This is a genomic window from Cupriavidus sp. UGS-1 (assembly GCF_021213615.1).
GTDB lineage: Bacteria > Pseudomonadota > Gammaproteobacteria > Burkholderiales > Burkholderiaceae > Cupriavidus.
The window spans coordinates 323,912-342,637 of sequence record NZ_JAJQJF010000001.1 but is presented as its reverse complement, the minus strand read 5'-3'; the positions used below and the strand labels follow the sequence as shown (position 1 = coordinate 342,637).

The window sequence follows — 18,726 nt, the reverse complement described above, 5'->3', positions numbered from 1 at the left end:
CGGTGACCGACCCAACGCCGCCCCGCGAGCCCGGCCCCACCCCTTCCGCCCAGAAGTCCGGTCAGGCCGAGTCGCACGAGCGCCTGCAGGACCCCGTCGAGGTACCGCAGCAGCCCTCGGCGCCACCGACCGGCTGGTCGCCGCCCAAGGGCACGCGGCGGGCCACCGTGATCGTCGTCGCGATCGCGCTCGCCAGCATCCTGATCATCCTGTACGCATGGGGACTGCCGCCGTTTACGCGCGTGATCCAGGGCACCGACAACGCCTATGTGCGCGGGCAGACGACGGTGATCAGCCCGCAGGTCAGCGGCTACGTCACCGATGTGCCGGTGCGCGACTTTCAGCGTGTCAAGGCCGGCCAGGTGCTGCTGAAGATCGACGACCGCATCTACCGCCAGCGGGTCGAGCAGGCGCGCGCGAATCTGGACACGCAGGTCGCGAACCTGAACAACACCGACCAGACGCGCCGCTCGCGCGAGGCCACGGTGCTGGCGCAGCAGGCCAGCCTCGCCAACGCGCAGGCGCAACTGCTGCGGGCGCAGGCCGATATGCGGCGGGTCGACGAACTGGTGGCGGACGGTTCGGTGTCGCTGCGCGAGCGCGACCAGACGCGCGCCGCGCTGCGGCAGGCCGAAGCCGCGGTGCGCCAGGCCCGCGCCGCCGCCGAGATTGCCCGCCAGGACGTGCAGGCCGTCGCGGTCAGCCGCGAGGGGCTGCAGGCGGCGGTCGAAGCGGCGCGCGCCGCGTTGAAGCTGGCCGAGATCGACCTGGCCAACACCGTGTTGCGCGCCCCGCAGGATGGACAACTGAGCCAGATCGGCGCGCGCCTGGGCCAGTACGTCACGGCCGGCACGCAGGCGATGTTCCTGGTGCCGCCGACGTTGTGGGTGATCGCCAACTACAAGGAGGCGCAGACCTCGCACATGGCGCCCGGCCAGCCGGCGAGCTTCCGCGTCGACGGGCTCGACGACGCGCGGCTGACCGGCCATGTCGAACAGCTGGCGCCGGCGGCAGGCTCGGAGTTCGCGGTGATCCAGCCGGACAACGCGACCGGCAACTTCGTCAAGGTCGCGCAACGGATCTCGGTGCGTATCGCCATCGATCCGGACCAGCCTCTCGCGGCGCGGCTGCGGCCCGGCATGTCGGTGCGGGTCGAGGTCGATACGCGGGGAGCGGAGTCCCGCACGCGATGACGGCTGGCACTTGCCTCCCACGTATTCGGACAGCGTTGCGCGTGGTCCTGTGCACCGCGGCGCTGCCGCTGCTGTTCGGCTGCATGGGCCCGCGGCCCGCACCACCGGCCGCCGCCGCGCTGACGCCGCCACCGGCGTGGCGCGTCGAACCCGGTCCCAGCGTGCCGCTCGAGCGCGACTGGTGGCGCCGCTATGGCGACACGGTGCTGGCACAACTGGTCGAGCGCGCGCTGGCGAGCAATGCCGACCTTGGCGTCGCCGCCGCGCGGGTCGCCGAAGCGCGCGCCCAGCAGCGGCTCGCGCAGGCCCAGTTGCTGCCGACGCTCGATGCGACCGCGACGGGCGGACGCTCCCGCAGCCTCAATGCGCTCGGACGCGAGTCGATTTCGAATTCGTTCGAACCGCAGTTCCAGGCGGCCTATGAGATCGATCTGTTCGGCCGCCTGGCCGACCTGTCGGCGGCCGCGCTTGCGGGCGCACGGGCCAGCGAAGCCGCAAGAGATGCGGCGGTGCTGTCGGTCGCCGCGGCCACCGCGCGCGCCTATCTGACGCTGCGCGCGCTCGACGCCCAGCTTGCCGTGGTACGCCAGACGCTGGCCGCCCGCGAGGACGCCTTGCGGCTGGCGCGGCGCCGGGCGGAGGCCGGCTACACCTCGCAGCTGGAGTACGCCCAGGCGCGCGCCGAGTACGAGTCCACCGCGCAGGCGGTGCCGCAGGCCGAGCTGGCCGTCGCCCGCCAGGAGAACGCCTTGCTGCTGCTGATCGGCGACTCGCCATCGGGAGAGATCGCGCGCGGCGCCGCGCTGTCCGCCCTGCGGCCTCCACCGGTCCCCGACGGCCTGCCCGCCGACCTGCTGCGGCGGCGGCCCGACGTCGCGCAGGCCGAATTCCAGCTGGCCGCGAGCGATGCCAACCTGAACGCCGCGCGCAAGGCCTTCCTGCCGCGGCTGCATCTGTCGGGATCGGCCGGCCTGCTGTATGCGAGCGGCGTCGCCAGCCCGGTCCGCATCTGGTCGCTCGGCGGCAGCATCCTGGCACCGCTGTTCGAGGGCGGCCGCATCGAGGCCGGCGCGCAGGTCGCCACGGCCCAGCGCGATCAGGCCGCCTTCGCCTATCGCCGCACCGCGCTGACCGCCTTTCGGGAGGTCAACGACAACCTCGCGGCGCTGCGCCAGCTGGAGGCGCAGGTGCTGCATCTGGGCCAGCAGCGCGATGCCCTCGCGGCCGCGCTGCGCCACGCAACCAACCGCTATCGCGCCGGCTATTCGCCGTATCTGGAGCAGCTCGATGCGCAGCGCGGACTGCTGAGCGCGGAGCTGAGCCTGATCCAGGCACAGGCGGACTGGCTCAATGCCAGCGTGGCGTTGTACCAGGCGATGGGGGGCGGCTGGTCGCGCACCGATTGAGGGTCGATCAGGGGTCGATTGATCGCCGGTCCGACCTCATTCCAGAACAACGCCAGCCGCCTTCCCGACCCGGCTCCACTTGTCGATGTCCGCCTTCTGGAAGTCGGCAAGCCGCTGCGGCGTGCCGCCCACTACGTTGATGCCGAGCCGATCCAGTTGCGCCACGACCTCCGGGTCCTTCAGCGCACGGTTGATCTCGGTGTTCAGCCGCAGCACCACTGCGGACGGCGTCCCCGCCGGCGCGAAGATTCCCTGCCAATGCTCCGCCTCGAAGTCGGGCACGCCGGCCTCGGCCATGGTCGGCACCGCGGGCAGGTTGGCGACGCGCGCCTTGGTCGCCACGGCCAGGGCCCGCAGCTTGCCAGACTGCACCAGCGGCAGAATGGGCGCCGTCGGTGCGAACATCAAGTCGACATGCCCGGCCATCACGTCCTGGATCGCCGGAATATCGCCCTTGTACGGCACGTGGGTGATGTTCAGCTTCTGCTGCTCCTTCAGCAGCTCGGCCGACATCTGCAGGATCGTGCCGGTACCGCCGGAGGCATAGCTCAGTTTGCCCGGCTGCTTGCGCGCGGCAGCAAGCAGGCTGGCGACATCGCGATACGGGCTGTCGGCCCCGACCACCAGCACGCTCGGAATCGTGCCCACCAGAGCGATCGGCGTGAATCCCTTGACGGCATCGTACGTTGGCCGCGGGTTCAACGCGGGCCCGATGGCATGGGACGCGGTCGATGCGCCGAGCAGCGTATAGCCATCGGGCTGTGCCCGCGCAACGAAGGCCGAGCCGATGGCCCCGGTGGCCCCCGGCTTGTTCTCGACGACGACGGTGGTCTGCAACGCCTTGCCGAGCTTCTGCGCAACCAGCCGCGCGATGATGTCGGTGGTCCCGCCCGCCGGATAGGGAACGACATAGGTAATCGGCCTGCTCGGCCAGTCGGATTGCGCCGAGGCTGACAGCGGTGCGCCGATGGATGCGGCTAGCATCGCGAAGGCCAGCGACGAGCAAAGGTGCCGGCGGATGCCGCGGTTCCCTGCCATAAGGGTCTCCTGTTCTGTCTTGTTCATGTTGTTGATGTCTTGATGTTCTTCACGATCGACCGAAGCCGTATAGCTGTCGCGGGTTGTCGGCCAGAATCTGCCGGCAGACGGCCTCGTTGCCGCACCAGTCTCGAAACAGCACCAGCATCGCCGCATCGTCGATCGGCGCGGCACCGGCCGCGCGCAGCGTCGGGTGTGGCCAGTCCGAGCCCCAGACCATGCGCTGCGGCGCCAGCGCGATGTACCTCGATGCCAGTTCGGCGACGTCGCGATAGTGCGGTGGACCATCGCGCGACTCGATATAGGGGGCCGACAGCTTGACCCATGCCTTGCCGGCCTGGACCAGATCGGCAATCACGCCGTAGCCGCGCTCGGCCTCCGCGGTGCCGAACGGCAAATGGCCGTAGTGATCGAACACCATCGGCACCGGCAGCCGCCGCAGCGTCGTGGCCATATCGGGCAGCCACCCCGCCGGCAGATTGAGCTGCGCGTGCCAGCCCAAGGGCGCGATGCGCGCGGCCAGCGCCGGCAACGCACCGGCATCGACCGGCCCCGGCATCGTCAGGTTGAAACGGATCCCACGGATGCCGCCTCGATGCAGCCGGTCCAGCTCGGCATCGTCCACGTCCGCGCCGACGACGGCCACGCCGCGGGCTTCCGCGCCCAATTGCGCAATTGCATCCAGCGTGCAGCGGTTGTCGCTGCCGTAGGTCGACGGTGTCACGACGACCGTCCGCGTCGTACCCTGTGCCCGCTGCACGATCCGATACGCCGCCACGGTGGCGTCCGGCGGCCGCAGCGTCGCACCGGCGGCGACCGGGTAGCGACGGTCGTAGACGTGCATGTGGCAATCGCAAGCGTGCGCCAGCACGGCGGCACCCTCACCTGCCATACCGGCCGCTCCCCGCGCCATGCACCGGCGCGCCGCGCTGCGGCATCTCGATCCGCAGGATCGAGCTGGAGGTCGATTCGGTCATGAACAGCGTGCTGCCGTCGTCGCCGCCGAAGCAGGCATTGGTCAGCGATGTCCCCACGGGGCTGCGGATCACCTCCACCGGCTCGGCGCGCGGGTTCAGCACCCATAGATAGCCCAATCCCGGATTGGCGACGAGCAGATGACCGTCGGCACGCATCGCCAGGCCGTCCGGGCCGCTGGGCCCGTAGCTCGTGAAGAACTGGCCGACCTTGCTGACCGAACCGTCGGCCTGCAGCGGAACGCGCCAGACGCAGTTGCCGCGCGTCATGGCGACGAACAGCACGGTTTCGTCCGCCGACAGCACCAGTCCATTCGGGCTCGGCGCGTTGGAGATCAGCACGTCGAGTTTTCCGTCCGGCGCCAGCCGATAGACGCGGCCGCTCGGATCGTGCATGCCGGTCTGCCCCTGGTCGGTGAAGTACAGGTTGCCGCGCGAGTCGAAGGTCAGGTCGTTGACGCCGCGGAAGCGCTCGCTGTTGCGCCGCTCCAGCCAGGGCCGCACGGTGCCCGAACGGGCATCGAGCAGCATCAGCCCGTTGCGGTAGTCGGTGATCAGGAACGCGTCGCCACCGAGCCACTTCATGCCGTTCGGTTCGCCGTCATACTGCGCGACCAGTTCCCAATCGCCGCGTGGCGAGATCCGGAAGATCCGCCCGAACGGGATGTCGGTGACCCACAGGCAACCGTTGGCCCATACCGGCCCTTCGAGGAAGGCGTCGATCGCGGCGCCGCCGCGATTGGCACGGGCCCAATCGGAGGCAACGCCCCGGCATCGCAGGGCATCGGGAAGCGACGTAAACACTTCGGCATCGCGCAGCGCGGGTTGGGTCAGTAACAGCATCGGTTCGGCTCCCTGTTGTGCGTCGGCCCGCGCCGGCTCATTGCTTCTCGATGTTGGCGCGCTGCGCCACCGTCGCCCATTGCGCGGTCTCGCGCTGGATCAGGCTGGCAAAGCCGGCGGTGTCGAGATTGCCCGGCTGAGCACCCATATTGGCGAGAAACGCCTTGATGTCCGGCGTGCTGAGCGCCTGGTGGACTGCCTTCTGCAACGTCTGCACGACTTCGGGCGGCGTCCCCTTGGGCGCGGCGAGCCCCGACCAATTGAACTGGCTGAAGCCCGGCACGCCGCCCTCGGCGAAGGTCGGCACATCGGGCAGCGCTGCCGCCCGCTGCGTGCCGCTGATCGCAAGCAGGCGGATCTGCTTGCCCTTGACCTGCGACAGCACGCTGGGCGTCGACAGCACCAGCACGTCGATGTTGCCCGACAACAGCCCGACCATGGCGTCTGCCGCGCCCTTGTACGGTACATGCATCAGCTGGATGCCGGCCGCCTGCTGGAACGCCTCGGTCGCGAAGTGCGGCGCGCTGCCGGCCCCGCCCGAGCCGAACGTCACGGTATCCGGGTGCGCACGCGCGTGGGCGACCAGCGCGGCCAGGTCCTTGAAACGGGAATCCGCCTTGACGCCAAGCACCACCGGAGAGAACGCAAACGGTGCGATCGGCACCAGCGCGGACTGATGATCCCAGTTCAGCTTGCGGAACACGTAAGGCAGCGTCGTGTACGAATTGTCGTTGGCGAGCAGCGTATAGCCGTCGGCCGGCGCATTGACGACCGTGCCAGTGCCGATGGTGCCCGACGCGCCGGGCTTGTTCTCGACGACGAAGCTCTGGCCGAGTTGGACCGACAGTTGCTGCGCCACCTTGCGGGTGACGACGTCCACTGCGCCACCGGGCGGGTTCGGCACGATGATGCGCACCGGCTTGTCGGGATAGGCTGCGAATGCGGCGCCGGCGCTGATCAGGGTCGTGGCCAGCAGCACGGTGCGGCCGATAGCGGCTGCGGCGGCAGCCAGGCGGTAAGTCGTTTTCACAGTTGTCTCCATAACGCGGTTGGCCGCGGCGATCTTGTGTCGCGGCTGGCGCGACGCGATGGCGGCGCCAGCAGCAAGAAGTCCTCAGGTGGCGACCGTGGCCTCCAGCACGTCCAGTACGTTGCGCACGGCACCGATGCCCATCTTCACGTAGGCGGCATCGCTGACCCCGCCGATGTGCGGCGACAGAATCAGTTGCGGAATGTCGCGAAACGGGTGAGGAGACGGCAGCGGTTCGCTCTCGAAGCTGTCGAGCCCGGCCGCATACAGCTTGCCGGCCGCCATCGCCTCGACCAGCGCCGCCTCGTCGATCAATCCGCCCCGCGCCGTGTTGACGAGGATCGCACCATCCTTGAAGGTCGCCAGCGTTTCGCGATCGAGCATGCGGCGGTTCTCGTCCGTCAGCGGGCAATGCAGCGACACCACGTCGGCGTTGCGGTAGAGCGCCGGCAGTTCCACCAGTTCGACGCCCTCCGGCACAGTGCGGGCAAAGGGATCGAAGGCGAGCACGCGCATGCCCATCGCCTGCCCGATGACGGCCACGCGGCGGCCAATCTCCCCGAGGCCGACGATGCCCAGCGTGCGGCCGGACAGCTCGATCGTCTTGTGGGCGGCTTTGTCCCAGTGCCCGGCCCGCATCCTGCCATGCAGTTGCGGCACGGACTTGGCACAGGCAAGGATCAGCGCCCAGGCATGTTCGGCGACCGCCGCCGCGTTTGCGCCGACCGCTGCCTTCACCGCGATCCCGCGCCTGGCGGCTGCCACCTGGTCGATCACATCGATGCCGCTGCCATGCTTGGAGATGACCTTCAGCGCCGGGGCGGCGTCCATGATGTCGGCCCCGACCTTGCCGTAGCGGACGATGATGCCAGCCGGATTGGTTTGCCTGGCCAGCGCCACGAGATCGTCGGGCTGCGGCGCCTTGCCGGCGAACACGACGTCGTAGTCGCGCAGCAGGTCCAGCGCCGGCTGCGCGAGATCGGCGGCCGTGACGAGAATGACGGAGCGGGTCATTACAGCACCTCCCCTTCCTTCAGCACGCCCGCGGTCACCAGCGCGGCGAGCAGCCACGGCGCATTGGTCTTGCCCTCGCGAATCTGCGCAATCCGGCGGGCCTCGGCCTCTTCCTTGTGCGCGGCCAGCGGCAGCAGCGACTCGATCTTCTCGCGCTCGACCACCACCAGGCCATCGGCGTCGCCGCTGACGAAGTCGCCCGGATTCACGGTGACGCCGCCGATCGAGACCGGGTGGCCGATGCGGCCGGCCACTTCCTTGGTCGGACCGTTGGGATTGGTGCCCACCGAGAACACCGGGAAATCGAGCGCCTCGATCTCGAGGCTGTCCCGCACCGCGCCATCCATCACCACGCCGGCAAGACCGCGCTGACGCGCCGCGTTCATCATGATCGCGCCCATCAGCGCGGAGGTCTGGTCGCCCTTCCCGTCGATGACCAGCACATCGCCGGGCTGCGCCAGCGCCAGCGCCGCGTGAATCATCAGGTTGTCGCCGGGCCGCACTTCCACGGTAAACGCGGGCCCGGCCAGCTTCATCTGCGGACGCAGCGGCTTGATGCGGCCGTGCACCGCGCCGCGGCGACCCGCGACGTCGGCAAGGATGGCAGGCTGGAATCGGGCGGCGCGCGCGACGATATCGGGCGACACGCGCTCGAACGACTTCAGGATGTTGGGCAGGGCCATGGTGCTACTCCGTGAGGCAGAAAGGATCGGATGGAATCGGATGGAATCGGATGGAATCGGATGGAATCGGATGGAATCGGATCGGATGGGGACGGCGGGCGGGATGATCGAAGACGTCAATCCAGCGTGGTGCCGGACGCCTTGACGACCGCTGCCCAGCGCGCGATGTCCTGACGGATCAGCGCGCCGAATTGATCGGGCGTACCGCTAAGCACGGTTGCGCCCTGGTCGTTCAGCTTCTTCTTCAGCTCGGCCGCTTGCAGCGCCTTGTTGAACTCGGCGTTCAGGCGCACGACGATGTCCTTTGGCGTGGAGGCCGGGGCCACGAAACCGAACCAGGTCGAGGCCTCGAAGCCCTTCACGTTGGACTCCGCAAAGGTCGGCACCTGCGGCAGGTCGGCGACGCGGCCGGTCGACGTGACGGCCAGCGCCCGCAGCTTGCCGTTGCGGATATGGCCGAGCAGGCTGGGCACCGAGGCCATGTACAGGTCGACCTGGCCGCCGATCAGGTCATTGACCGCCTGCGCCGCGCCCTTGTACGGAATATGGGTCAGTTCGATGCCGGCCGTTTTCTGGAACAGCTCGCCGGCGAGGTGTGCCACGGTGCCGTTGCCCGGCGAGGCGAAATTGATGGCCGATGGCCTGGCACGCGAGGCGCTGATGACTTCGCCCAGGGTCTTGTAGGGCGAGGTCGTCGACGTCGCCAGCACCAGCGGCGCACTGGCCACCAGCGCGATCGGCGCGAGGTCGGTCAGCGGCTTGTACGGAAGGCGGGGATAGAGCGTGGCGTTGATGGCCAGATTGCTAGTCTGGCCCAGCGCGATCGTGTAGCCATCCGCGGGCGCCTTGGCCACGGCATCGATGCCGAGATTGCCGCCCGAGCCGGGCTTGTTCTCGACGACGAAGGTCCATCCGGTCGACAGCGCCACCCGGTTAGTTACCTCGCGGGCAATGATGTCGGTCCCGCCGCCCGCGGGAAACGGCACGACCACGCGGATCGGCTTGGCGGGATAGCCGGCAGCGGCGGTAGTGGCGGTGGCAGCGGTGGAAGTCAGGAAGGCGCTCGCCAGGCAGATGGCGGCGATCGAAAATCGGCAGGGGCCTTGCATGGTTGTCTCCGTTTGGTTTTCGCGCATTGTGTTGCGTCGTTTCACCTCATACAATGCCGTTTCGTTGTGCAAAACGCATTTCATATCGGAGCGGAGCGATGAAGGGCTCGACAGAGCGCGGGGATGACGCCGCCGGCGGCGTGACGGCCGTCTCGCGGGCGTTGATGGTGCTGGAGGCGTTTGGCGTCAACGATGCCGATCTGCCGCTGGCCGAGATCAGCCGGCGCACGGGAATCCACAAGACCACCGTGCTTCGCCTCGCCAGGACGCTGGCGGCGCACAACTACCTGGTGCAGAAGGAAGACGGGAACTGGCGCCTGGGGCGCGCGGCGGGCTGGCTCGGCGCCTGCTATCAGGCCACGTTCAACGTGCAGGAAGTGGTGGAGCCCGTACTGCGCGAACTGTCGCGCAAGACCGGCGAGAGCGCGTCGTTCTACGTGCGAGAGGGAGACGAGCGGGCCTGCCTGCTGCGCGTCGAAGGGCCGCAGGCGATCCGGCACCATGTGCGGATCGGTTCCACGCTGCCGCTGGACAAGGGCGCGCCCGGCCGCGTGATCCTGGCCTTCTCCGGGGCGTCGGGCCGGCCGTACGAAGCCATCCGGCAGCGGGGTTTTCATCTTTCGATGGGCGAACGCGAGCCCGAGGTGTCCAGCGTGGCGGCGCCGGTGTTCGGGCTGCACTGGCGGCTGCTCGGCTCGATCTGCATCTCGGGGCCGACCTCCCGGCTGACGGAAGCCCGGTTGCTGAAGATGGCCAAGACCGTGGTGGAGGCGGCGAACCGGCTTTCCTATGCGATGGCGGGAAGCCAGCGGCCGGCGCCGCGCATCGAAGCACCGGCGACCTGGCATCCATGAGGCCGACCGCGACGGCTCACCCGTTGCGCTAGCGCGCCGGCACGGCCCAGACCCGGTCGTCGCCGATCACATAGAGGCGCCGGTCCGGCGCCCGCCTGACCGGCGCGTGACCGGTAAAGGCGCCAAACGCCGGCAGGATGCCGGCATGCGCATCGAAGACGAAGCACGGCAGACGAACCGAGTCGGAGCCGGCGCGCAGCGTATAGGCGGGATGCAGGTGCCCGGCCAGTTCGTAGCCGCCGTTCGCCGCTCCCGGCAAGTGGCACAGCGCGAATGGTCCGCGCCGCCACGGTTCGCTGACCACCGCGATATCGAGCGAGGGCGGCGGATCGCCGGCCCGTGCATCGTGATTGCCGCGTACCAGCGTGCAGCGCAGCGTCGACGGAAGCCCGCGGCGCCAATCCGCGAGGGCCGCCAGCACCGCCGGCGTGCGGCTCGCGCGGGCATGGAGAAAATCCCCGAGAAAGACCAGCTCGCGCGCCGGATAGCGCGCCGCCAGATCCGCCAGCCGTGCCAGGTTGTCGCGCGTGGTGCCGGCCGGCACCGGCTGGCCCAGCGCGCGATAGGCCGCGGCCTTGCCGAAATGGACGTCGGCCACCAGCAGCATCGCGGCGGCCGGCCACCAGAGCGCGCGCTCCGGCAGCAGCCACAGTGTCTCGCCGGCAACCTCGACCTGACGCGCGGATGAAGAAGCCGACGAGGGCGAGAACGACGGAGCGGACGACATCGGCACGCTCATAGCGGCGGCAACGGCTTCGACACCTTGCGTGGGCGCCGGCGCCGGGACGACGAAGACGAGGAAGAGGACGAGGACGAGGGCGACCGGCCGGCGTGATCGGCCATGCCGAAGCGCGCGATCTCCGCGACGCGATCGGGCGGCGGCTCGTTCGCCGGCACCAATACTCCGTCGCCCTCGCCCTCCGGCCCCGCCGCCCGTTCGAGATCGGCCAGCATCCGTGCGATGCGGTCGGCCAGCTTCTCGGTGCTCAGCTTCTCGCGCAGGAATTCGACGATCAACGGGAATGACAGCGGCGTCGGCCGTTTCAGCACGCGCAGATCGAGCCGCAGCTCCGCGAGCCGATCCAGCGTCCGCGACAGGCGCGCGGCATCGAGCTCCTGGTTCAGGACCTCGCGCTCGGCCTGGCCCAGCAGCAGGTTTTCGGGATCGTGCTTGCGAAACACCTCGTAGAACAGGCTCGACGAGGCCTGCAGCTGCCGCGCGCTCTTGTGCGCGCCGGGATAGCCCTGGAACACCAGCCCCGACACCCGCGCGATCTCGCGAAAGCGCCGCAGCGACAACTCACCGGCATTGAGGCTGGCCAGCACGTCGGCGACCAGATCGCGTTGCCGTTCCTGCGCCAGCACCAGCGGCAGCCAGTGCGCCCAGTCGAGCGGCGCGGCCGACAGCAGTTCCAGCCCGTAGTCGTTGACGGCGACCGAGATCGTCGTCGGCAACTGCGAGCCGAGCCGCCACGCCAGCAGGCTGCCCAGGCCGAGATGCACGGAGCGCCCGGCAAAGGGATACAGGAACAGATGCGAGCCCTCGCGCGAGTTCAGCGTCTCGGCCAGCAGCGTGGTGCGCGTCGGCAGTGCCGACCAGCGCTGCTGCAGTTCGACCAGCGGCTGGATCAACGGCAGCTCCGGCGTATCCGCGGGATCGAGCCTTTGCGCGGCGGCATCCTCGAGCGTGGCGACGACCGCGTCGGCCAGTTCGGTCGACAGCGGCATCCGCCCGCCGTTCCAGCGCGGCACCACGGGCCGGCCCTTGTCGGCGCGCCGGACATAGGCGGTCATCTCCTGCACGCGCACCAACTCGAGCAGCCGGCCGCCGAACAGGAAGCAGTCGCCCGGCGACAGCCGCGCGATAAAGCCCTCCTCGACCGTGCCAAGCGAGGCGCCGCCGCGTCCCGCGCGACTCCAGTAGCGCACCTGCATCGTCGCATCGCTGACGATGGTGCCGACGCTCATCCGATGGCGGCGGGCAAGGCGGACGTCCGGCACGCGCCAGACGCCATCCTCGTCGGGCTGCACACGCCGGTAGTCCGGATAGGCGGACAGGCTGCTGCCGCCCTGCCGCACGAAGTCGAGGCACCACTGCCATTCGGCGTCGGTCAGCGTGCGGTAGGCATAGGCGCCGCGCACCTCGTCGAGCAGCGCGTCGGGAACGAAGCCGCCGCCCAGCGCCACCGTGACCAGATGCTGGACCAGCACGTCGAGCGGCTTGACCGGCGACTCGCGCGCCTCGATGCGCCCTGCCCTGACCGCGTGGCGCGCCGCGACCGCCTCGACCAGTTCAAGGCTGTGGGTCGGCACGATCGTCACGCGCGAGGGCCGCCCCGGCGCGTGGCCGGAGCGGCCCGCACGCTGCAGCAGCCGCGCCACGCCCTTGGGCGAGCCGACCTGCAGCACGCGCTCAACCGGCAGGAAGTCGACGCCCAGATCGAGGCTGGAGGTGCAGACCACCGCCTTCAGCGCGCCGGTCTTCAGGCCGGCCTCGACCCATTCGCGCACATCGCGATCCAGCGAGCCGTGATGCAGCGCCAGCTGTCCGGCCCAGTCGGGCCGCGCCTCCAGCAACGCCAGGTACCAGCGCTCGGCCTGCGAGCGGGTATTGAGGAAGACCAGCGTGGTGCTGCTGCCGTCGATCTCGCGCACCACATGCGGCAGCATCGACAGGCCCAGGTGCCCGGCCCACGGAAACCGCCCGGCGGCATCGGGCAGCAGCGTATCGACGATCAGCTCCTTGGGAATCTTGCCGCGCACCAGCTCGCGCCGATCGGCCGGCGTGCCGGACAGCAGCACCTCGCTGGCGTGTTCGAGGTTGCCCAGCGTGGCAGACAAACCCCAGACCACCAGGTCGGGACACCAGCGGCGCAGCCGCGCCAGCGCCAGCTGTACCTGCACGCCGCGCTTGTTGCCGATCAGCTCGTGCCATTCGTCGACCACCACCATCCGCACGCGGCCCAGCGCTTCCTTCGCATCAGCCCGCGTCAGCAGCAGCGACAGGCTCTCCGGCGTGGTGACCAGCGCGGTCGGCAGCCGCCGCGCTTGCGCGGCGCGCTCGCTGCTGCCGGTATCGCCGGTGCGCAGGCCGACGGTCCAGTTCAGTCCGAGCTCGGCCAGCGGCGCCTGCAGCGCGCGCGCGGTATCGGCGGCCAGCGCGCGCATCGGCGTCAGCCACAGCACGGTCAGCGGCGGCGCGGTGGCGGTCTGTGCCACCGGCTCGCCATGGCGCAGCAGCGCGCCGAGCCAGGCCGCATAGGTCTTGCCGGTGCCGGTGGTCGCATGCACCAGGCCGCTGCGGCCAGCGGCGATGGCCTGCCACACCTGTTGCTGGAACGGAAACGGCTGCCAGCCGCGCCGCGCGAACCATTGCGGCAGCGCCTGCGCCAGCGGCGCCGCGGGCAAGGCCAATGCGTCGGCCCCACGCGCGCTCATGCCGCTTTCCCTCGGTCGCCGCTTTCGGCGGACGGCAGCATGCCCTGCAGCGTCTGCAGCGTGTCGGCCTCCTCGATCGTCTTGTCGGTACGCCAGCGCAGCATCCGCGGAAAGCGCACCGCGATGCCGCTCTTGTGCCGGCTGCTGCGGGCGATGCCCTCGAAGCCCAGCTCGAATACCTGGGTCGGCTCGACGCTGCGCACCGGCCCGAAGGTCTCGATGGTGGTCCGCCGCACGATCGCGTCGACCTGCCGCATCTCCTGATCGGTCAGGCCCGAATACGCCTTGGCGAACGGCACCAGCACCCGGCCCTCGGTACCCGGCGGCGCGCTCCATACCGCGAAGGTGAAGTCGGTGTACAGGCTCGCGCGGCGGCCGTGGCCGCGCTGCGCGTAGATCAGCACCGCATCGACCGCATACGGATCGATCTTCCATTTCCACCAGACGCCGACATCCTTGGTCCGGCCCGAGCCATAGGCGGCATCGAGCGCCTTCAGCATGAAGCCCTCGACGCCGAGCTCGCGCGACGATTCGCGCAGCACCGCATACCCGGGCCAGTCGTCCGCCTGCACCAGCGGACTGAGCCGCAGCGACGGATGCGGATGCGCGGCCAGCACGCGCTCCAACGCGGCGCGGCGCTCGCCCTGCGCGCGGCGGCGCCAGTCCTCGCCCTGCCATTCGAGCAGGTCATAGGCCAGCAGCACCGCCGGCGCGTCACGCAGCAGCTTCGCGCCGAGGTTCTTGCGGCCGATGCGCTGCTGCAGCAGGGCGAATGGCTGCACGCGTTCGTCGCGCCAGACCACGATCTCGCCATCGATCACCGTGCCGTCGGGCAACGGTGCGGCGGCTTCTGCCAGCTCGGGGAAGCGCTCGGTGATCAGGTCCTCGCCGCGCGACCAGATCCAGGTCTGGCCGTCGCGCCGCACGATCTGCGCGCGGATGCCGTCCCATTTCCATTCGACCTGCCATTGCGAGACCGGGCCCAGCACGGCGTCGAACTGCTCGAGCGGCGCCTGCAGCGGATGGGCGAGAAAGAACGGATAGGGCTGGCCGCCGCGGCTGCGTGGAACGTTGGCACCATCGCCTACGCGCTCTCCGTCCCCGCCGTGCTCGCCGCTGCCGTCGGGCGCGATCAGTGCCAGATAGTGCTCGGCGTCGGGCCGCGCCGAGATATCGGTATAGCCGACCATCCGCTCGGCCACGCGCTTCGGATCGATACCGGCCACCTCGCCCAGCGCGCGCGTGACCAGCAGCCGCGAGACGCCGACGCGAAAGGCGCCGGTGATCAGCTTGAACAGCACCAGCCGCGCCTGCGCGTCGAGCGGCCGCCACAGCGCGTCGAGCCTGGGCAGCAGCACGTCGGGCGGCAGGCCGCGCAGCGGCAGCAGCCGCTGCTCGACCCATTCGGCCAGACCCGCATCGTCGGTATGTTCGGACTCGGGCAGCAGCAAGGCGATGGTCTCGGCCAGATCGCCGACGGCCTGGTAGCTCTCCTCGAACAGCCAGGTCGGCAAACGCGCCGCGTGCTCGGCGAGCGTGCGCAGCATCGCCACCGGCACCAGCTGGCGCGGCTTGCCGCCGGCGAGGAAATAGACCGCCCAGGCGGCGTCGGCCGGCGGCGCGGCCTGCAGATAGCCGCGCAGCGCCGCCAGCTTGGCGTTGTTCGAGGTCGTTGCATCGAGCGCGGCGTACAGCTCGGCGAAAGCCTTCATGAGACGCCCCTTGGATCGGCGGATACACCGTCCGCATTGCCGTCCGCATTGCCGTCCGCTTTGCCGTCCGCTGCGTCGATCGCGCCGTCCGCCGCCTCGCCGTTTGCTCCGGGCCCGCCGTTCGCGCCGGCCGCGCCTTCCGGCTCGTCCCGATCGTGGTCCTCCTCGTCGCCGTACTGCGTCTCGAAACCCTGCGCCTGCAGACCGCGTTCGCACAGATAGCGCACCATCGCATGCACATAACCATGGGTGACGAACACCCGCTGCGCCCCGGTCGCCTCGATCGCCGCATGCAGGCCGGGCCAATCGGCATGGTCCGAAATCACGAAGCCGCGATCGACGCCGCGCCGCCGGCGCGTGCCGCGAATCCGCATCCAGCCGCTGGCGAAGGCCTGCGAGGCATCGCCGAAGCGCCGCAGCCACGGCGAGCGCTGCGCCGACGGCGGCGCGATCACCAGCGCCTGGCGCAGCAGCGGACTGCGCGCCGGCAGCTCGGACGCATGCACCGTCGCCGGCAGCGCCACGCCGGCGGCCGCATAGGCGCGGTTCAGCGCCGTCATTGCGCCATGCTCGACGATCGGGCCCGGCAGCCCCGCCTCGCCTGCCTGCGTCATCAAGCCATGCAGGATGCGCTGCGCCTTGCCGAAGGCGTAGCAGTACAGCACGCTGGCCCGGCCCTGTTCGGCATTGGCGCGCCACCACGACAGGATCTGCGCCATCAGGTCGGCCTGCGATTGCCAGCGATAGATCGGCAGGCCGAAGGTGCTCTCGGTGATGAAGGTATCGCAGCGCACCGGCTCGAACGGCGCGCACGTGCCGTCGTGCGCGAGCTTGTAGTCGCCCGATGCGACCCACACCTCGCCGCGGTATTCGAGCCGGACCTGGGCCGAGCCCAGCACGTGCCCGGCCGGATGCAGGCTGATGCGAACGCCGTTGTGCACGATGGCCTGGCCATAGTCGAGGCTGTCCAGGTGAATATCGGGCAGGCGCGACAGCAGCACGCCGCGTCCCGGCGCCGCGCACAGATAGTGGCCGCTGCCCGCGCGCGCATGGTCGGAATGGGCGTGGGTGATGACAGCCCGCGCCACGGGGCGCCACGGGTCGATATGGAAGTCGCCCGGCGGGCAGTACAGGCCCTCGGGCCGCGCTACGACAAGGTCCATGGATGCGGACTCCGGCTGCGATGGCCTTGCCGATCGGGTCCATCGGCCGGCACATCGATAAGACGATGTTATGCCAGCGGCCGCTGCGGGCCCATCGGACTCAGGCCGACGTCGCTCGGCACCGGGCCTCGGGGCACGCTTCTTGCCGCTCTGGACCGAAGTGGACGCGGACGCCGCCATCCCGCAAGACCCGCGGCGCGGCGGCGAGCGCTTTTTTACCGCCGGCCGCAAAAGCTACAAGGTCGGACCGCGTCCCGCTCCATTTCGGCGATTCGATGAATCGACGGATCGACTTCCCTGTGCAACGAGGACCGCAACATGAACCGGAACACGTCCCCCGACGCCAATCATCCGCTGACGGGCAAGCGCATCGCCTTCCTGGTTACCGATCTGTTCGAACAGGTCGAACTGACCGGCCCGCGCCAGGCCTTGCAACAGGCCGGTGCCGAAACCGTCATCGTTGCGCCGCACGATGGCGAGGTACAAGGCGCCCAGCACGACAAGAAGGCCGACCGCTTCGGCGTGCAGGCCACGCTGGCCGACGCCCATCCCGACGACTTCGACGGCGTGGTGCTGCCCGGCGGCACCATGAATGCCGACGCGCTGCGCATGGACCAGGCCGCGCAGCGCTTCGTCAAGAAAATGCAGGACGACGGCAAGCCAATTGCAGTGATCTGCCACGGTCCCTGGCTGCTGGTGTCGGCCGGTCTGGTCAAGGGCCGCACGCTGACCAGCTGGCCGTCGCTGGCCGACGATATCCGCAATGCCGGCGGCGAATGGGTCGATCGCGAGGTCGTGCGCGACGGCAACTGGGTCAGCAGCCGCAAGCCGGACGATATCCCCGCCTTCAACCAGCAGATCGTCACGCTGTTTGCCGAACTGGGCAATCGCGCGGCGCAGGGCAGCGAAGCCCGCGCCGGCCAGATCTGATCACGCCGGTTCATCGCTGTTCACCCCTGTTTACCCCGCCACGCAGCCATGCAGACTCGACTTGCGATCGACGCGACCGACGACCTCGCCCACGCGCATGACGCGGCTACGGAACTGGCGGTGCGCTGCGGCTTCGGCGAAATCGCCACCGAACGGCTCGGCCGCGCGGCCGTCGCGGCGGCCACCGGCATGCTCGACCACGCCGGCGGCGGCGTGCTGCATCTGCGGCCCCTGCAGGAAGAGGTGACCGGCGCCGCCGCGCCGCAGGTCGAGATCCTGGCCGTGGACCGGCCGCGCCCGCGCGATGGGTTGGGCGATCGGTCGCGCGATGGGTCGGTTGATTCGTCGCGCGGTGCGGACGGCAGGCACGCCGGCGCCCGCGCGGGGGGCAGGCTTGCCGCGCTGTACGAACTGGTGACCGCGCTGGACCGCTACGACGGCCCCGCCGGCTCGGTCATCCGGATGACGCTGTCCCCCGCCGATCGGCCCGGCCCGGTCTCGCTGCCCGCCGTGGCGGTGGGCGTGGTGTGGGCCCCGGCCGACGGCGATCTCGCACCGGGAGGTCTGAACATCCATTCCGCGCGCGGACTGTCGACGGTGGTGCTGGGCCTGGGGCGCGGCGCCGAAGCGGCGCGCCGGGTCGCCGCGCTGCAGGGCTTCGGCGCCCAGATGCAGCAGATCGACCGCGTGCGCGCCACGCTTCCCGGGGGCGGCGACATGGCGCTGGCGGCCGCCCAGATCGAAGCACAGGCCGGCCACGTGCGCGTCGCCGGTGCGGGCCGCTTCTGCGCCTGCGTGATCCAGGCAGGCACCGAAGTGACCGGCCCGCTCACGGTGCAACCGTTGTTGCGCCAGCGCGAGGCCCTGGTCGATGGCGGCGCGATGGTGCGCGGGCCGCTGGCGCAGGCGCAGGCCGGCTGGCCGCCGCAGGCGCTGCTGGTGCTGCATGACGATGGCCTGTCGTGGCCGTGGGCGCTGGAGTCCTATCCGGGCCTGATGGCCTGCCATCCGGCCATCGTTGCCGCGGTGCTGCATCGCGACTACTGCCGGCAGGCCGGCCATGGCTGCGTGCTGGTGTGCCGCCGCAGTTGCGAATGCACCGTGCCGGCGTCTGGCCGCGCCGCGCTGCCGGCCCCCGCCGCAGTCGATGGCGCCGCGGTTGCCGCGATGTCCGCCGATGGAGACCGCAGCCGCCCCGTTGCGGCCGCACGGCGGCCCGCCAGCAGCGGCCGGCGCCGGCGCGGTGCGGCCACCGGACGTCCTGCCGCCTGAACCCGGTCCCGCCGACGGCTCGAATGCTTTGCCGCGGCTACACGCGGCGGATACTCCTTCGGATACT

Annotated in this window: 16 protein-coding genes; 5 read left to right on the top strand and 11 right to left on the bottom strand. The window is 70.2% G+C overall.

What is annotated here, in order from left to right:
* Positions 1 to 2 precede the first annotated feature (2 nt).
* Both LRR16_RS01460 and LRR16_RS01455 read left to right on the top strand, forming a co-directional pair.
* Entirely contained in the window at positions 3 to 1,193 is a 1,191-nt protein-coding gene (locus LRR16_RS01460; protein WP_232204570.1) for an HlyD family secretion protein, read from the top strand.
* A gap of 41 nt (positions 1,194 to 1,234) precedes the next feature.
* Positions 1,235 to 2,599 carry an efflux transporter outer membrane subunit gene (locus tag LRR16_RS01455; protein WP_232204569.1) on the top strand — a complete coding sequence of 455 codons (1,365 nt, stop codon included), beginning with the start codon at positions 1,235 to 1,237 and terminating at the stop codon, positions 2,597 to 2,599.
* 36 nt (positions 2,600 to 2,635) lie between these two features.
* Here the strand turns inward: LRR16_RS01455 and LRR16_RS01450 are convergent, their stop codons facing one another.
* From LRR16_RS01450 to LRR16_RS01420, 7 genes are all read right to left on the bottom strand, one after another.
* On the bottom strand, positions 2,636 to 3,637 hold the full coding sequence (locus LRR16_RS01450) for a tripartite tricarboxylate transporter substrate binding protein (RefSeq protein ID WP_006577280.1): 1,002 nt from the start codon (positions 3,635 to 3,637) through the stop codon (positions 2,636 to 2,638).
* A gap of 49 nt (positions 3,638 to 3,686) precedes the next feature.
* Positions 3,687 to 4,529 (bottom strand): amidohydrolase, encoded by an 843-nt coding sequence (locus LRR16_RS01445; RefSeq protein ID WP_043442750.1) that lies wholly within the window; start codon positions 4,527 to 4,529, stop codon positions 3,687 to 3,689.
* Positions 4,519 to 5,454 carry an SMP-30/gluconolactonase/LRE family protein gene (locus tag LRR16_RS01440; protein ID WP_232204568.1) on the bottom strand — a complete coding sequence of 312 codons (936 nt, stop codon included), beginning with the start codon at positions 5,452 to 5,454 and terminating at the stop codon, positions 4,519 to 4,521. The genes LRR16_RS01445 and LRR16_RS01440 overlap by 11 nt, the downstream gene beginning before the upstream one ends.
* Before the next feature lie 37 nt (positions 5,455 to 5,491).
* On the bottom strand, positions 5,492 to 6,484 hold the full coding sequence (locus LRR16_RS01435) for a tripartite tricarboxylate transporter substrate binding protein (RefSeq protein ID WP_006577277.1): 993 nt from the start codon (positions 6,482 to 6,484) through the stop codon (positions 5,492 to 5,494).
* Positions 6,485 to 6,568: 84 nt separating this feature from the next.
* A complete protein-coding gene (locus tag LRR16_RS01430; RefSeq protein WP_064576341.1) occupies positions 6,569 to 7,498 on the bottom strand; it encodes a hydroxyacid dehydrogenase in 930 nt (309 codons plus the stop codon).
* Positions 7,498 to 8,181 (bottom strand): RraA family protein, encoded by a 684-nt coding sequence (locus tag LRR16_RS01425; RefSeq protein ID WP_006577275.1) that lies wholly within the window; start codon positions 8,179 to 8,181, stop codon positions 7,498 to 7,500. Before LRR16_RS01425 ends, LRR16_RS01430 begins: the two co-directional genes overlap by 1 nt.
* A 116-nt stretch (positions 8,182 to 8,297) precedes the next feature.
* Positions 8,298 to 9,290: a tripartite tricarboxylate transporter substrate binding protein gene (locus LRR16_RS01420; RefSeq protein ID WP_043442744.1), complete on the bottom strand. Its 993-nt coding sequence runs from the start codon at positions 9,288 to 9,290 to the stop codon at positions 8,298 to 8,300.
* Between the two features lie 98 nt (positions 9,291 to 9,388).
* On the opposite strand from LRR16_RS01420, the gene LRR16_RS01415 reads away from it, so the two are divergent.
* A complete protein-coding gene (locus LRR16_RS01415) occupies positions 9,389 to 10,144 on the top strand; it encodes an IclR family transcriptional regulator (RefSeq protein WP_006577273.1) in 756 nt (251 codons plus the stop codon).
* 28 nt (positions 10,145 to 10,172) lie between these two features.
* On the opposite strand, the gene pdeM is transcribed toward LRR16_RS01415, so the two are convergent.
* Genes pdeM through LRR16_RS01395 form a run of 4 tightly spaced genes read right to left on the bottom strand, consistent with a single transcriptional unit; the run spans position 10,173 to position 16,457 of the window.
* A complete protein-coding gene (pdeM, locus tag LRR16_RS01410; protein ID WP_232204567.1) occupies positions 10,173 to 10,871 on the bottom strand; it encodes a ligase-associated DNA damage response endonuclease PdeM in 699 nt (232 codons plus the stop codon).
* Between the two features lie 8 nt (positions 10,872 to 10,879).
* Positions 10,880 to 13,582, bottom strand: a complete 2,703-nt coding sequence (locus LRR16_RS01405) for a ligase-associated DNA damage response DEXH box helicase (RefSeq protein WP_232204566.1) — start codon at positions 13,580 to 13,582, stop codon at positions 10,880 to 10,882.
* Positions 13,579 to 15,294 carry an ATP-dependent DNA ligase gene (locus tag LRR16_RS01400; protein ID WP_006580160.1) on the bottom strand — a complete coding sequence of 572 codons (1,716 nt, stop codon included), beginning with the start codon at positions 15,292 to 15,294 and terminating at the stop codon, positions 13,579 to 13,581. Before LRR16_RS01400 ends, LRR16_RS01405 begins: the two co-directional genes overlap by 4 nt.
* Complete coding sequence (locus LRR16_RS01395) at positions 15,291 to 16,457, bottom strand: ligase-associated DNA damage response exonuclease (protein WP_232204565.1); 1,167 nt, start codon at positions 16,455 to 16,457, stop codon at positions 15,291 to 15,293. The genes LRR16_RS01400 and LRR16_RS01395 overlap by 4 nt, the downstream gene beginning before the upstream one ends.
* Positions 16,458 to 16,775: 318 nt before the next feature.
* Between LRR16_RS01395 and LRR16_RS01390 the strand changes: the two genes are divergently transcribed.
* Both LRR16_RS01390 and LRR16_RS01385 read left to right on the top strand, forming a co-directional pair.
* The gene (locus LRR16_RS01390; RefSeq protein WP_006577504.1) at positions 16,776 to 17,387 is read left to right on the top strand and encodes a type 1 glutamine amidotransferase domain-containing protein; all 612 of its coding nucleotides are present in this window, start codon (positions 16,776 to 16,778) and stop codon (positions 17,385 to 17,387) included.
* A 48-nt stretch (positions 17,388 to 17,435) separates the two neighbouring features.
* Positions 17,436 to 18,659, top strand: a complete 1,224-nt coding sequence (locus LRR16_RS01385; protein WP_232204564.1) for a hypothetical protein — start codon at positions 17,436 to 17,438, stop codon at positions 18,657 to 18,659.
* The last annotated feature ends 67 nt before the right edge of the window (positions 18,660 to 18,726 follow it).